The 14,565-nt window shown below is 43.8% G+C and carries 7 protein-coding genes, 2 tRNA genes and 2 pseudogenes; 4 read left to right on the top strand and 7 right to left on the bottom strand.

What is annotated here, in order from left to right:
• Window positions 1-46 precede the first annotated feature (46 nt).
• Together E5355_RS19550 and E5355_RS15935 are read right to left on the bottom strand one after the other, a co-directional pair.
• Window positions 47-1,168, bottom strand: coding sequence for a site-specific integrase (locus E5355_RS19550; protein WP_168354361.1), 1,122 nt, complete (start codon window positions 1,166-1,168; stop codon window positions 47-49).
• 509 nt (window positions 1,169-1,677) lie between these two features.
• A tRNA-Lys gene (locus tag E5355_RS15935) sits at window positions 1,678-1,750 on the bottom strand.
• Between the two features lie 139 nt (window positions 1,751-1,889).
• On the opposite strand from E5355_RS15935, the gene ettA reads away from it, so the two are divergent.
• The 3 genes and pseudogenes from ettA to E5355_RS15950 all read left to right on the top strand — a co-directional run.
• Window positions 1,890-3,587, top strand: a complete 1,698-nt coding sequence (gene ettA / locus E5355_RS15940) for an energy-dependent translational throttle protein EttA (RefSeq protein ID WP_136011126.1) — start codon at window positions 1,890-1,892, stop codon at window positions 3,585-3,587.
• A 310-nt stretch (window positions 3,588-3,897) separates the two neighbouring features.
• Window positions 3,898-4,787 (top strand): annotated as a pseudogene (locus E5355_RS15945) (transposase); the annotation flags it as partial.
• Window positions 4,786-5,424, top strand: a pseudogene (locus E5355_RS15950) (ISL3 family transposase); the annotation flags it as partial. The pseudogenes E5355_RS15945 and E5355_RS15950, both read left to right, overlap by 2 nt.
• A 251-nt stretch (window positions 5,425-5,675) precedes the next feature.
• Here E5355_RS15950 and E5355_RS15955 read toward each other — a convergent pair.
• From E5355_RS15955 to E5355_RS15965, 3 genes are all read right to left on the bottom strand, one after another.
• Window positions 5,676-7,025 (bottom strand): DNA/RNA non-specific endonuclease, encoded by a 1,350-nt coding sequence (locus E5355_RS15955; RefSeq protein WP_168354362.1) that lies wholly within the window; start codon window positions 7,023-7,025, stop codon window positions 5,676-5,678.
• An 85-nt stretch (window positions 7,026-7,110) separates the two neighbouring features.
• Window positions 7,111-8,595, bottom strand: coding sequence for a BACON domain-containing protein (locus E5355_RS15960; RefSeq protein WP_136011128.1), 1,485 nt, complete (start codon window positions 8,593-8,595; stop codon window positions 7,111-7,113).
• Window positions 8,596-8,622: 27 nt separating this feature from the next.
• Window positions 8,623-11,892 (bottom strand): TonB-dependent receptor, encoded by a 3,270-nt coding sequence (locus E5355_RS15965; RefSeq protein ID WP_136011129.1) that lies wholly within the window; start codon window positions 11,890-11,892, stop codon window positions 8,623-8,625.
• Between the two features lie 752 nt (window positions 11,893-12,644).
• Between E5355_RS15965 and E5355_RS15970 the strand changes: the two genes are divergently transcribed.
• Window positions 12,645-12,732 (top strand) — tRNA-Ser (locus E5355_RS15970).
• 471 nt (window positions 12,733-13,203) lie between these two features.
• Here E5355_RS15970 and E5355_RS15980 read toward each other — a convergent pair.
• Window positions 13,204-13,383 carry a hypothetical protein gene (locus tag E5355_RS15980; RefSeq protein ID WP_136011130.1) on the bottom strand — a complete coding sequence of 60 codons (180 nt, stop codon included), beginning with the start codon at window positions 13,381-13,383 and terminating at the stop codon, window positions 13,204-13,206.
• Window positions 13,384-13,448: 65 nt separating this feature from the next.
• Window positions 13,449-14,501, bottom strand: a complete 1,053-nt coding sequence (locus E5355_RS15985; RefSeq protein ID WP_136011131.1) for a leucine-rich repeat domain-containing protein — start codon at window positions 14,499-14,501, stop codon at window positions 13,449-13,451.
• Window positions 14,502-14,565: the final 64 nt, after the last annotated feature.

The following is a 14,565-nucleotide window of genomic DNA, read 5'->3' on the forward strand; positions in this document are numbered from 1 at the left end:
AACGAGGTAAAATACAGAACTTCGCTTGTTTCTAAATCGTTACCCATCAAGAAACGAATCTTTGCAAACTATTCAAATTCAGCGATAAAGACAATTCGTAATGTCTTGCGATGTGCGTCGTCAGGTGCTTGCCGATTTTAGCAAGGTCGGCTATTTCGGCAAGGTACGAGTTCATGCGCTGGTTGGATATTACCGGTATCACAAGGTTCTTCGCCACCGCTTTCGGGTGGTTGCGGTATTTCTCTGCAATCCTTTTCGGAATATCGAGCAGGGGGATGGTGCTGACCTCGCCGGTCTTCTGGCGCGCCTTGCGTATCCATTCCTCGCCGTTCTCATCTTTTATTATATGGTCGCGCGTAAGAGTGGATATGTCAGCGAAGGCAAGTCCGCAGAAGCAGCAGAACACGAATGTGTCACGCACGAGGTCAAGACGGGGGAGTGTCGTAAGGTCGAGCTTCATTATCGCTTTCAGCTCGTTTTCGCTCAGAAATTCCCTGTCAGCCTTTGTGCGGGTATAACGCTTGCCGATAAACGGATCGTCATCAATCCACTTGTTGGCGATACCGACCCTCACGACATTCTTCAGATAGCGGATATACTTCACGGCGGCATTGTTGGCGCACATTTTTCTTACACGCAGGAAATGCTCGAAGTCATCCACCATTCCCGATGTAAGGTTCTTCATCGGAATATCGGACACATTCTCTTTCATCATCAGAAATTCTGACAGATACTTTTCGCAGCGTTCCCAGCGAAGCACGGTAGCCTTGCAGATGTCGCCGCGCTCATACTGTTCCCTCACTTTCACGTTAACCTCACGGAAAGCCTCGCAAAGCATCTTGGGCTTTTCGAGCTTGCCGAGGAACGCTCGTTTAAGCACATCCGGATTTATCGGCTCGTCACGCATAACGAGCCGGTTGTGGATTTCGCAGATCTTGGTGCGCACCGTGTCAAGATAGCGGTTAAGCTCAAGGTCTTTCTTTGACTTGCCTTTTGACTTACCATTCGCGGCATTCCAGTCATCGGGTCTGACAGTGCGGTTGATATATATTTCTGCACGCTGTCCGTTCATCGTGATACGGAGGGTTATCGGCAGCTCACCCTCCTTGTTGGCTCTTTTCCTCGCGATGAAGTTCAAGGAAAAGTAGCTTTCATTGGATAGTTTCATTTTGTCTTGTGGCTTTAATGGTATCTTAAAGATACGCAATTTTTTTCAGTTTTACAATCTGTAAATACCAGAAGACATCAGAAAAACGGGGTGTAAAGAGGGAGCAAAATCATATTTTCTATGGTTTTCGCTGATTTGCTCCCCGATTTGCTCCCTTTTTTAACAATTATTCAAATGGAATATTCTTAAAAAAGAAAGTGCAGACAGGTGCTTGACAAGCCTGATTCAGAGTTTGGCATACTTTGACAAAAGTGCAGTAATGTCTGCATACTGTTCCCTCTGAAGCTCCTTCAGGGAGCAGGTATAAAGTAGTCGCAATCGGTGCAAAATATTGAAATGCAGCCAACTAACCCCTAAAAAGGGAGCAAATTCAGTGTAAAATTTCTTGCTCCCTTTTTGCACACCGGATATTGCCATATATTGCGCCGATTTGGGGTAGGAGGCAAAAAGTAAAACCTCCGAAAATCGTTGATTTTCAGAGGTTTTCTTCGATTTGATAAATCTTATTGTGATCCGCCTGGGGCTCGAACCCAGGACCCCAACATTAAAAGTGTTGTGCTCTACCTGCTGAGCTAGCGAATCAATCCTTCATTGCTGTTAAGCGGGTGCAAAGATAGATACTTTTTTGAAATTAGCAAAACAATACCATCTTTTTTCTTATCTTTGTCCCCGTTAATCCTTGATATTGATCATTAATCACTGAACATTAATCATTAAATACATGGCAACAGTAGACGATAAAAAGATTATCTTTTCTATGGTTGGGCTGAATAAAACCATTCAGCAGAACAACAAGCAGGTACTGAAGAACATTTATCTCTCGTTCTTCTATGGGGCAAAAATCGGCATTATCGGTCTGAACGGTTCGGGTAAATCGACCCTGCTGAAGATTATCGCCGGATTGGATAAGTCCTATCAAGGCGAAGTGGTGTTCTCGCCGGGATATTCAGTGGGGTATCTGGCTCAGGAACCGTACCTCGATCCCACAAAGACCGTGAAGGAAATTGTTATGGAAGGTGTGCAGCCCATTGTGGATGCGCTCGCAGAATACGAGGAAATCAACCAAAAGTTCGGATTGCCCGAATATTATGAGAATCAGGACAAGATGGACAAACTCTTCTCCCGTCAGGCCGAGTTGCAGGACATCATCGATGCGACCGATGCCTGGAACCTCGACAGTAAGCTGGAGCGCGCCATGGATGCCCTCCGTTGTCCGCCCGAAGGCCAGTCCGTAGAACATCTTTCCGGTGGTGAGCGCCGCCGTGTGGCCCTCTGCCGCCTATTGTTGCAGAAGCCCGACGTGCTTCTCCTCGACGAGCCCACCAACCATCTTGATGCCGAATCTATCGACTGGCTGGAACAACACTTGCAGCAGTATGAGGGTACAGTGATTGCCGTAACGCACGACCGCTATTTCCTCGACCATGTAGCAGGCTGGATTCTTGAGTTGGACCGTGGTGAAGGTATTCCTTGGAAGGGCAACTACTCCAGCTGGCTGGAACAGAAGACTAAGCGTATGGAACAGGAGGAAAAGTCTGCCAGCAAGCGCCGCAAGACGCTGGAACGCGAGCTGGAGTGGGTGCGCATGGCTCCCAAGGCCCGCCAGGCAAAGGGGAAGGCGCGTTTGAACTCCTATGACAAATTGCTGAACGAGGACGTGAAGGAGAAGGAAGAGAAACTGGAAATCTTTATCCCGAACGGTCCCCGTCTGGGTAATAAGGTGATTGAAGCCAAGCATGTGGCGAAGGCGTTCGGCGACAAATTGCTGTTCGATGACCTTAACTTCATGCTTCCGCCCAACGGCATCGTGGGTATCATCGGTCCCAACGGTGCCGGTAAGACCACGCTTTTCCGCCTTATTATGGGCTTGGAAAAAGCAGACAAGGGCGAGTTTGAGGTAGGGGAGACCGTAAAGGTGGCCTACGTGGACCAGCAGCATAAGGACATAGACCCCAACAAGAGCGTATATCAGGTTATCTCTGGTGGAAACGACCTTATCCGCATGGGGGGACGAGATATCAATGCACGCGCCTATCTGTCCCGTTTCAACTTCTCCGGTGCCGATCAGGAGAAGCTTTGCGGAGTACTTTCCGGTGGTGAGCGCAACCGCCTGCATCTGGCACTATGTCTGAAGGAGGAAGGTAATGTGCTATTACTGGACGAACCCACCAACGACATCGATGTGAATACGCTCCGTGCCCTCGAAGAAGGTTTGGAGGACTTTGCCGGATGTGCCGTGGTCATCAGTCACGACCGTTGGTTCCTCGATCGTATCTGTACGCATATTCTCGCTTTCGAAGGAGATTCCAATGTGTTCTTCTTTGAGGGGTCATATTCAGAATATGAGGAGAATAAACAGAAACGTCTTGGGAAAGAAGAGCCTACCCGTGTACGTTATAGAAAGTTGATGAATGACTGATTTGAGTATTTCTTCTTATCTACTCACCACTTAGGGGAGTGTGTAATATACCCGTTGGCAGAATTGAATATTGCGCTAAGTCAATTTCGCCAACGGGTTGTTTCGTGAATGATGACATCGGATACTTTCCCGTTTGTATTTCATTATCAATCGGTTCTTTCTTACTTTAGGGACATTCAGTAAATAGTATAAAATTAGCTAATTAATTTATACACAAAGTATTGCGAACTGGTTGGCTTTTTGTATCTGTAGGTATTCCCTCGAAAATGAGGTTTGGTAGCCCAAACGGGGGAAATCCCTCAATAAAGATATGGCTAAGATACAAAATATTTCAGAAATTCACCCTACTTTGGGCTTTACAGAATTTGGTGTTCTGGAAAAATGTCGCAAGAGTTTTAATGAGAGTGAGCTTGGCAGACACTTCATTCAGTCTTTCCGTTTGAGCGTATGGCAAAAGCCGCATGTCTGTCTGAACAGCATCTGGGTCGTAGGAATATATTCAGTCCTTCCGCAAAGATTGCCCTTATAGTCCTAAAAGCATACACCGGATTCTCTGACAGGCATCTGGTGGAACATCTAAACGGAAACATACACTACCAGATGTTCTGCGGAATCATGATAAATCCGTCTTTTCCCATAACCAACTATAAGATAGTCAGTGCCATCCGTAATGAGATAGCATCCCGTCTTGATATTGATTCCCTTCAAGAGATACTGGCCTCACACTGGAAACCTTATCTTGATAACCTTCACGTGTGCATGACCGATGCTACATGCTATGAGAGTCATATGCGTTTTTCTACGGACATGAAACTCCTCCGGGAAAGCCTCGAATGGCTCTACAGATATATCTGCAGGCATTGTGGGGAGCTTGGCATAAGACGTCCCCGCAACAAATACAAGAGTGTAGCGGAGTCCTATCTGTCCTATTGCAAGAAAAGAAAAAGGAAGGCTTCAAGGACAAGGATGCTCAAGCGTCGTATAATCAGACTTCTTGAGAAACTCCTCATATAGAGAGATGAGATTCATCGAGAGTACGGAACCTTACTCCGCTATACTCAGGATTACCAGAAGCGTCTTTCCATCATCAGAAAGGTTTTTGTACAGGAAAAGTAAATGTTTGAAGGGAAGAAAGTCAGTGACCGCATCGTCAGCATTGACCGCCATTATGTACGTCCAATAGTAAGAGGCAAGGAAACTTGACTTGTCAGAAAGCATGCGCAAAATTGTTCGCAGATGCTTCACTTCAGCTATCCGTGTGATAGACCGCTTCCACATTCAAAAGTTAGCTTGTGATGCTGTACAAGAAATCAGAATCAGACATCGCTGGGAAGCTATACAAGAAGAAACAGAGGCCAGACAGGAAGCGAAAGGATTAAAGAAGAAATATCTTTCTCCTACTTTTGAGAATGGCGACACACGTAAGGAGCTATTGGCGAGGAGCCGATATCTGCTTTTCAAATCTGCTGAAAAATGGACTGAATCACAGAAACGCAGAGCTGCAATATTATTCAGAGAATATCCGGATATTAAACGGGCATATTGCCTTAGTCATTCTTTAAGGATGATTTTTAATAAACGATTGATAAAGGCAGGAGCAAGAACCAATTTGGCGAAGTGGTATCAGGAAGTAGAGCAATCAGGGTTTGACTCGTTTAACACCATAGCAGCTACATTATATGACAGAAGTGAGGAAATATTAGACTTCTGTATTCATAGGGCATCAAATGCGGCAGCAGAATCGTTTAACGCGAAAATAAAACAGCTCAGAGCACAATTTAGAGGAGTTATAGATATACCGTTTTTCTTGTATAGACTAACTAAAATTTATGCATAACCCCACTAGAATCTACGAGTGACCCAGAAAAAGGACAATAACAATGGCATATAAAGTGATTATATTCTATCACTTTATATGCCATCTTACGTTTTAGGGACATTTACCGAATGTTCCTACTTTATATTTATTTGAAATAAAGTATCGCTGTGATACCGATAAAGTATCACTTTAATGCCGATAAAGTAATGCTGTAATATCGTTGTTTATGTTTGGATTCACGAATATTTTTTTGTGGATAACACATGATACTACCAGGTCCAATCGTCGACATTATAGCTACTTTCCACTTCATCCTCAATATAATCGGGAAGATTGCAGAAGAAGTCTATGCCTGTCTTTTTTTCAAGTTCATCAATGCTGATGGCTTTTGCTTGGGCGTCATTCCTATTCAGCGGATGTTCGAGAGTATAGCCGTAATCATCACGATGTTCCACCCAAAAACCGATGGCCTGATATGATGTAGCTATGTCAACAAGCTGATTGGCACGATGAGCTAATATGGCGATGAAGTAATATTGCGGAACAGGCAATCCTTTTGATGTGAACCCCTTTGAGTCTGTAGCAGGCATCACTCCATCTCCTCCTGCCTTAGTTCCCTTATAATCGGTCAAAAGCTTGTCGAGCGTACCGCCTTTTGCCACATAGATTTTGTCGTATGTACTTCCAAAGACATTGCCTTTGCGCGCCCATGAATTGAGTAACTGCTCGAAGGTAACCCAGTAACCGCTATTAAATGAGTTGAGTTGTGGGCTCATGTTGCTGAAGTAGAAAGTCTGCTTATTGGCTTCTGTAGAAAAAGAACGGTCATCGGAGGCACAGAGATGTCCTCGGTCGAACCCATCATTGGTATGCCAGCTGTTGTCAACCCTCATGCTCTCCGGTAGCAATGGGTCTACTGCCCAGGCATCATCACTTCTGGTTACATTTTTTGCACCTGTAATGGCATCGTAGCTATAGGCCACCCAGCGAGAATGTTTCATGTGGTCGTTCCATTCCATTGCATAGTTAAGCACCTTGTTGCCACCGACTGTAACTTCATGCTCCACGTAGGTATTATCCTCCATAAGATGTGGTATTTCGTATTCTGTCACATAATTTTGTCCTTGGGTGGATATATTCATATTTTTGTTTTCTATCACAATTCTTTGGGCTGCATTGTGTTCCACTCCTACATTTATTCCGTCAATGTATGCGATGCGGAGCTTGAACATGGCAACTTGTGAAGGAAGCTGATAGCGTACCCAATAAGAAGTTTTTGCTTTTGCCACAGCCTTGTCACTCCATTGCTTTACGGTGGAGTAATCGGGAAGTGACGATAGGTCATTAGTATCAAATTCTTCTGAAAAGGTGAATCCGTTACCGGAAATAGTCTTATTTGCTGCAATATTGATTTGAGAACGGATTGATTCATCCAATGTTAAGCCTTTGCCGCCATCAATAGCATATAGTACTTCACGCTTGGAACCCTGTTCAGTGAGTTGGATGTCATTGATAGTGGGATGTTCGCTCATTTCTGAAGAATCATCTGAACTACATCCACAGAACAATGGCAGCAACAAGCAAATCGCTAAAATCAGATTGTAATATCTTTTATTCATGACATATAATTATTAAAAGAAATCCGCACTGCCATCACTGTGTATGTAGATGACATTGCGGATTTACTGTATGATACAAAATTCTTTATTCAGTCACTTTAGAAATGAAGAATCCGCTTCCCACTTGATCGGAATCTCTGTAGCTGGCACGAACACCGCATATAGTAATCTTATCACCTTCAACAATACCCAGTGATTCGAACTGTTTGCTTGCGCCATTCCAGCCTGTAAGAAGACCATAAACATATACTTTGCCGCTTTCATCTGTAATATCAAAATTACCATAAACGGTATTTGCGATATTTGATACAGTACCGGTCAACTGGTAATATTGTGAAGTACTTTCTTCTTTTTCAAGGAATTCGGCAACAGTAACTGCTTTTACACTCTTCACGTCCTCTGCAACGGCATTGGTCATCTGCGGAGTACCTTTGTATTCGGCACGTGGACCAACGAGAGTTACAATATCACCTTCCTTGATATTAGAATCAGCAAAATCTTTGATACCATAGATATATACATCACCCGAGAAATCCTTGATGTAGATATTACCATATTTTTCATTAGCAATCTTGGTTACTACACCACTAATGCGGTATTGTGTAGCACCAACCTCGGCGGCAATGAATTCAGCAACAGTAGCTTCCACAATAGCGCCCTTCTGTGAGAGTTCAGTCTTGCTTGTGTAATCTTTCTTACCGTCAGTAGTGCGGAATGTAATGCTGGTTGAACGGTCACCACCTTCGTTTCGGGCAGCCTGGAACTTCACGCAAGCATCTGTACCGTTCTGGTCGATAGAGACAATAGACAACCATTCTTTGGCATCCTCAGGAATTTCTACAGAAACGCCGTCACCTTTGGTTATAATGTATGCTTCGAAGATACCACCCTCAACCGGAAGTACATCATTGTAGACAGAGTCGACCTTGATGAGCGATTTGTTAATCTTGAGCACAGTAACATTTTTAAGCTGAGGAGTACCTTGGTAGCTTTCTTTAGGACCTTGTATTGTTACTTCATCACCTTCTTCCAGACCAAGGCTGGCAAAATTCTTCTCATTGCCTTTGGCATCCAAAGTACCATAGACGTAAACCTTACCGGTGGCATCCACAATATTCCAGTTGCCGTAAACGGTGTTGGAAATATTTGAAACAACACCGGTCACTTTATAAATCTTCTTTTCGGGACCGGCTATTACCTCGGCACAAGTAGCTTCCGAAATGACTGGCAAGCCTTGCATGATAGTCAAGTTCTGAGTTTCATTGGCACTGCTCAGCTTCAGTTCCACTGAACGGCCATCCACAGCTTCATCAGCAGAGAATGTGATTTTGCTTTCGCCTTGAAGACCTTGAGTAGTAGAGATGGTAAGCCAATCGGCCTTGTCGTTACCTGTGATAATCCATTCGGACTTCGATTCAATTGTAATGTCGGTGCTACCTCCTTCAATCGGCAGCGCAACATACGACTGTGAAACTTTCAATCCTGACAAGCCTATTGCTGCATCATCTTCAGCGCAGCTTGAGAAAAGAGAAATCACAGCAGCAAGTACTATAAATAGATGTTTTTTCATTTTCTTCAATTATTCTTAATTTGATAATCAGTTAAAACAATACTTAATACCGATAGAAGCATACCAGCACTGACCGATAGCATGGTTGAGAGTCCAAGTCTTGGTGTTGCCATTTATAGACGTCGGAGTTGAGAATGTAGCAAAACCTTCAGCGTCTACACCTTCATACTTCAAGATACGGGCTTCGTTACCGATAGCAGGATTCAAATGCTTACTTACTCCCCAGCTTGAATTGAAGAAGTTAAGCACGTTCTTCATGTCAAAGCTCAACTGCAATTTGTGCTTGGCACCACGTACATTTAAGTTGAAATCGTGCTTATAAGAGAAATCTATACGGTGTACCCAAGGAGAATAAAGGCTGTTAGGTTCAGCATATTTACCCTGATTATTCTTAAGGTATGAGTTGTTGTGTACATAATCCATGAAGCGTGTCTTGTCATCCTCGCTGACGAAACGGAATGAACCATCGGCAACTTGCTTGTCTGTAGGAATATAAATAGCATCGTAATTATAACCGTCACCATTCATGTCGTTGGCAAGCATGTAAGAGTAATTGTAACCGCCACGCCAAGTTTCGTAAATAAAACTATAGTGGTTGCCACTCTTGTCGTTGATAGTGGCACTTGCAATGAAACGGTCGGGAGTAACGTTAAGGCCATTGTGCAAACGGAAGTTGTTGACACCTTCGTATGTAGAAAGGTAGTTGAGTACTGATGACGCATTGGAACCCGGAAGTGAAGTCACCTCTTTGGATACTGTATGCGTATAAGCAGCCATCAAATTGATCCATTTGGCAGGCGTTGCGTTCACGGTAATGCTGGTCGACCATCCATAACCACGACTTGTATTCTCAAGCATGTAAGCACTTGGCAGACTCTTGCCGGCTTCGTTCGTATAAGTAGCGTCGGACGGGAATACAGGACGGTTATCAGCACCATTGAAGCGTGTAAAGCCGTTTACGTCTTTCTGGCTCCAGTCTCTCAACATGGCGGCATTTAGAGTCTTGTTGTAGATTCCCTCTACCGTTACGTTCAATGGGAATGATACGGGTACTGTATAATCTACAGCAATTGAAGACTTCCAGACCTGTGGCATTTTAAAGTCGGGATCGACACCGCAAATGCTTGAAGGAACTGTACCGTCCTCCGGTGTGATTGTCTTAGGATACCCCAAATCATAAAGCTTTTGTTTCAGAGCTTCTGTACCAAGGATTCCACCTTTGAATTCATCCATAGTGAAACCTTTGTCTGCTGCATTCTTGGCATTAATCTGTGCCTGATATTGAATCATACCGCCATTGGTAGGCATATTGGTAAAGAATACCAAAGGCAGACGTCCGGAGAACAAACCGCTACCACCACGCAGCTTCAAAGTGTTGTCTCCCAAAATATCCCAAGTAAAACCTACACGAGGAGATACTGTCAATGAGCTTCCTGGCCATTTGCCGGTATCGATATGACGACCGTTGTAGTCGAGATTGAGAATAGCATTGTTGGTCATCAAGTCACTATTATCAAAGAAGAGTCCATCGAAGCGTATTCCTGCTGTAACCTTGAAATCAGAGCGTACGTTCCATTCGTCTTGCAAGTAGAAGCCCAATTTATTGTACTGAACACGTGATGCAGGTTCGTTTTCACCGTTATAGCCATAAGTCAAACATACAATTTCCGGAGCAGCTCCTTGAATAAAGTCATCCAGGCTGGTATAGCGGTAATATCCTGTACCGTTACGGAGATACTGGTTGTCGGCCATTTGATGCTCATAGTTCAAGCCAACCATGATTTTATGATTGCCGGCATAGTAAGTTACATCGTCCTTAATGTTCCATACTGTGTTGTGGACTGCGTTATTGTAAGTGAAAAGTTCTTCACCAAAAGAAATGTAGTTCTGATTGTCTTTCAAGATATCGACAAACGGGAAAATGCTGGAATTGGTACCACGTACGTCATCCAACTTAGAGAATGTTGCCAAAAACTGGTTGGACAAGGCAGCGGAGAAGCGGCTGTTAAGGTCGAAAGACACTGAATGTACCAGGTTGTCCATTGAATACATGGAGTTGGCATACGACATGGCATACTGTGAAGTACGACCACCCGACATGCGAGTACCACCGTCCATAGAGGAAGAGTTAGGGCTATTCCATATGATATTCTTGGTATAGTTATAACGCAAAGCCAAGTGATGGTTGTTGTTGATGTTCCAGTCTATACGTGCCAATAATTTAGTATTCTTATTGTCAGAAGGGAAGCTGCTGAACGAACCGGTGTCATAGCCATATTTTTCTTTTGCTATGTCGGATACTGTCTGCAAATCGGCAACAGTTGCACGTGAGATGTAAGCATCTGCATTGGCAACTCCGTCTTCGGAGGCACGCCAACGATTGGCGATTGCCGGAGTGTTCCGCATCTCGCCGTTTGCAAAGAAGAAGAGCTTGTCCTTGATTATTGGACCACCGATAGTAAAGCCGTATGTAGTAGACTGGTCTTTCTCGCGAGCACCGGAAATTGCTTCACGGTCAATGGCGTCACCGCGCATGTTTTCATTTTGGTGATAAACATAAGCTGTACCCTTATAAGTGTTAGTACCAGATTTGGTAATGGCATTGATACCGCCACCAATGAAGTTGGTCTGGCGTACGTCAAACGGAGAGATGACAATCTGAATTTCGTCAATTGCCTCGATAGAGACGGGATTGCCGCCACCAGGTAGGTTAGAACTCAAACCGAAGTTATTGTTGAAATTGGCACCATCGATTGTGAAGTTGGCAGTACGGCCGTCAGATCCAGCAAACGACATACCATTGCCACCGTAAGCAGACAAACGGGAATAGTCGGTAATGCTGCGGCTTATAGAAGGCATGTTGGCAATCTGTGTATTGGAAATGTTGGTTGTTGCTCCAGTTTTCTCGGAAGCGAATTTAGTCTTTTGAGCTGTAACGATTACTTCGTCAAGAAGTTCAGATGATTCTTGCATCTGTACATTCAAATTGTAGACTTCACCTAATTGAAGGGTCACATCCTTAAACATCATTGTTTGGTAACCGATGTAAGAAACTTCCACACTGTAAGGTCCGCCTGCTCGCATACCTTGAATGGTATAACGACCATCAATGTTCGTAATTGCGCCATATCGTGTTCCAGAAGGCTCGTGTATAGCCTGAACTGTTGCACCGATAATGGCTTCCTTGGTTGGGTCTGTTACCTTTCCACTTAATGAGGCGGTAGTTACCTGAGCCTTGGCTGTCATTGCAACTATCACCATAATTGTGGAAAGAATGAATCGCATTCTTTTTGCCATGAGATTTTAATTAATTTGATTAAACTATTAAAAAACGTTGCAAATTTAAATAATAACTTTCAGATTGCTGTTACATATAGGTTACTTTTATTATATATTTAGCGTAAAAATGTGAAATTGGGTGTTTGGGTATTTCGAACGATGACATGCTGATATATCCGGCAGTTACCATTTTGACCCGAACGCGTTGTCAATCGGTATCATGAGAAACTCCTTGTTTTTTTTCCTGTGCTGTTGTATCCAAAAGTGGAGATTTCCTTGATAATCGCATAATTACCTCTCTTTTTGGGGCGTGACGATTTGAGTTGAAAAGTTGTTTTAGCTTTGTTCAAAAACTCAAAACAATGAATCGGGGCAAATATATCTTCGTTCAAATTACAGGTTTTCTTCCCCGTCGTGCCTTTGATTATTTGGCGGAAAAGTATCCGGGAATAGGAACTATTACGACCACACGTCGGTATAATCATTCAGAGTAAAGTGATAAAGTGGTTCTAGCCCGCTGCCATTGGGACAGAGGCCTTTTTTTGGGGGGGGCTGCAACTCACCGGACTGATTGAAGCTACTGTTATCTGTTTTGTCCTTTCGTATGTCATACTTCATGAAACGGGAAGTCAGGTCACGGTAATGGTAAGTATGTTTTGTTGAGTGTTGAAAGTCCGTTCTGGTAGTGGTTGCTTGAACAGACTTTTAATATTATTTGCCCGAACATTTGGTAATTTCAAAAACTTCCCTTACTTTTGCGCCCCGAACAAGGAGAGGTGCTCGAGTGGTTGAAGAGGCACGCCTGGAAAGCGTGTATACCCCTAAAGGGTATCGGGGGTTCGAATCCCCCTCTCTCCGCAATAAAAGCTGAAAATCAGTGATTTGTAAAAAAAGAACACTCAGTTTTACGTCTAGTAATGTAAAGCTGGGTGTTTTTTGTATTATTTAAGAAACAAAATTGCGCTTAGGTCTGTAGTCCCATTTTTAACAGATAACATCACTTGATTGGCTTCTATCCTAAGCGTTACTCATCTGCAATCGTATGTATAAGAATCGCCTGATATGGGATTAAGTGCAACGAAATTCTCACAAGTCATTATCATATTGCCTTCCTTGCTATTTGCCTTGAAAGAATGCTTAGGGGTATCTTCTGTACTGGTGGAATCCAAAAACTTGACATTGTTAGGTGTGAGGATTTCATATGACCATTTCATAGGGTTCGCCAGGTAGAACATCATCCTTGTTGCAAGCCATTAAGAGCAGGAAATCGCCATAACAGGCATGAACAGTTTTCTGATATTATATCAATTCATGTTAAATAGGCATATTTTAAATCGTTCCATCATGAGGGAAAAATCGTTCCACCATGGTGGAACGATTTTTTCGCCACGGTGGAACAATATTTCCGTCATGGAGGAACGATTTTTCTTTCGTATCTTTTTTGCTTAATAAAAGCTTGTGCGATATTGAGACAAAAGAAAGTGCGTCAAAATGAATCTTGGCTATCATTCTGACACACTTTCTTTTGTTATTAAAAGAGCCTCCTTGTTCTTGCTGAGGCGGGGATAGTTTGATTACTGTTTCTCCTTGTGTATAATTTTGCCTTGACTATCTCCGAAAAGGTTGTCTCCCAGCGTGGTTACCTTATTTCCTGTGGCAAGTACATAGCGCAGGTTGTCGCATCCCATAAATGCTCCGTACTCAATGGCAGTTACACCGGCAGGAAGCACCAGCGTGCCGCACAAACGGCCGCAGCCACTGAATGCGCGCTGTCCGATGTTTTTAAGTCCTTGCGGGAGCTGCACGTTCAGCAAATACTTCTTTTGGGTGAAAGTATAGTCGGGGATTGCAGTGGCATTACTGTTGGCCATGTCGATGGAGACCAGATTGGGCATATAGTCGCGTATCAGCGTGAAGTCGGCTTCGTCCATTTTGCCTTCAACGGTCAGGAAGTTGACATCTTTGGGTTGTAATCCCGCTCTTAGCAGTTCGCTGGCAAGGCTGCCCGTTTTGCCTATCTGTACATTTACTGTCAGAGGCTCCCCTTCGATGAAGGCAAAGGTTTCCCAATTCTTTTTGGTGCGGTAGGAGTCGCTGCATCCCAGCGGTACGAATATGGCAGTAACACTGTCTACCAATGCCTCGGACAACAGGTTAGGAGCTGTTTTTTTCCGTATCTGACATATCTTGAGGTTTTTGCATCCCTTGAAGGCGGCATCCTCGATGTTCTTGGTCTTGTCTGAAAGGATGATTCTGGTCAGTGTCTCCTTGCCGGTGTAAGTGCTGTCATCCGCTTGCTTGCAGAAGGCGTATGCCGGGATGCAATTGGCAGGATATATATAAAAACGGTTTGGATAAGTTCCGTTCTTGCCTGCATACATGCTGATGGAGGCATTTGAAATGTCCAGTAGTTGCAGGTTCTTGAATTCATCCCGCAGATGCCTGAAGTCTATGGCATTCAGCTTGCCCTGCAAGGTCAGTTGGGTAATTTCATCGGCTTCCGCTTCTGTCGTCAGTTCCACCAAGGTACCGGGTTTGGCTACGTAGTATCTCTTGGATTTTTGTGCCGAGGCATTCAGCATTAACGCCAGTCCGGCAACGGTTAAAAGAATTTTTTTTAGTTTCATGTTTGTCGATTCCAGATTGATTTTTCAAATATAAGGAGAAACTGGCAGGAATACATGAAGTTTT

The sequence above is a fragment of the Bacteroides muris (ex Afrizal et al. 2022) genome (genome assembly GCF_004793475.1).
GTDB lineage: Bacteria > Bacteroidota > Bacteroidia > Bacteroidales > Bacteroidaceae > Bacteroides > Bacteroides muris.

What these genes read in the sequence shown, in the direction of transcription:
- E5355_RS15955 (WP_168354362.1), bottom strand. Translation starts at nt 7,025, where the DNA reads ATGAATAAAAGATATTACAATCTGATTTTAGCGATTTGCTTGTTGCTG.
- E5355_RS15965 (WP_136011129.1), bottom strand. Translation starts at nt 11,892, where the DNA reads ATGGCAAAAAGAATGCGATTCATTCTTTCCACAATTATGGTGATAGTT.
- E5355_RS19550 (WP_168354361.1), bottom strand. Translation starts at nt 1,168, where the DNA reads ATGAAACTATCCAATGAAAGCTACTTTTCCTTGAACTTCATCGCGAGG.
- E5355_RS15960 (WP_136011128.1), bottom strand. Translation starts at nt 8,595, where the DNA reads ATGAAAAAACATCTATTTATAGTACTTGCTGCTGTGATTTCTCTTTTC.
- E5355_RS15980 (WP_136011130.1), bottom strand. Translation starts at nt 13,383, where the DNA reads ATGATAGCCAAGATTCATTTTGACGCACTTTCTTTTGTCTCAATATCG.
- ettA (WP_136011126.1), top strand. Translation starts at nt 1,890, where the DNA reads ATGGCAACAGTAGACGATAAAAAGATTATCTTTTCTATGGTTGGGCTG.
- E5355_RS15985 (WP_136011131.1), bottom strand. Translation starts at nt 14,501, where the DNA reads ATGAAACTAAAAAAAATTCTTTTAACCGTTGCCGGACTGGCGTTAATG.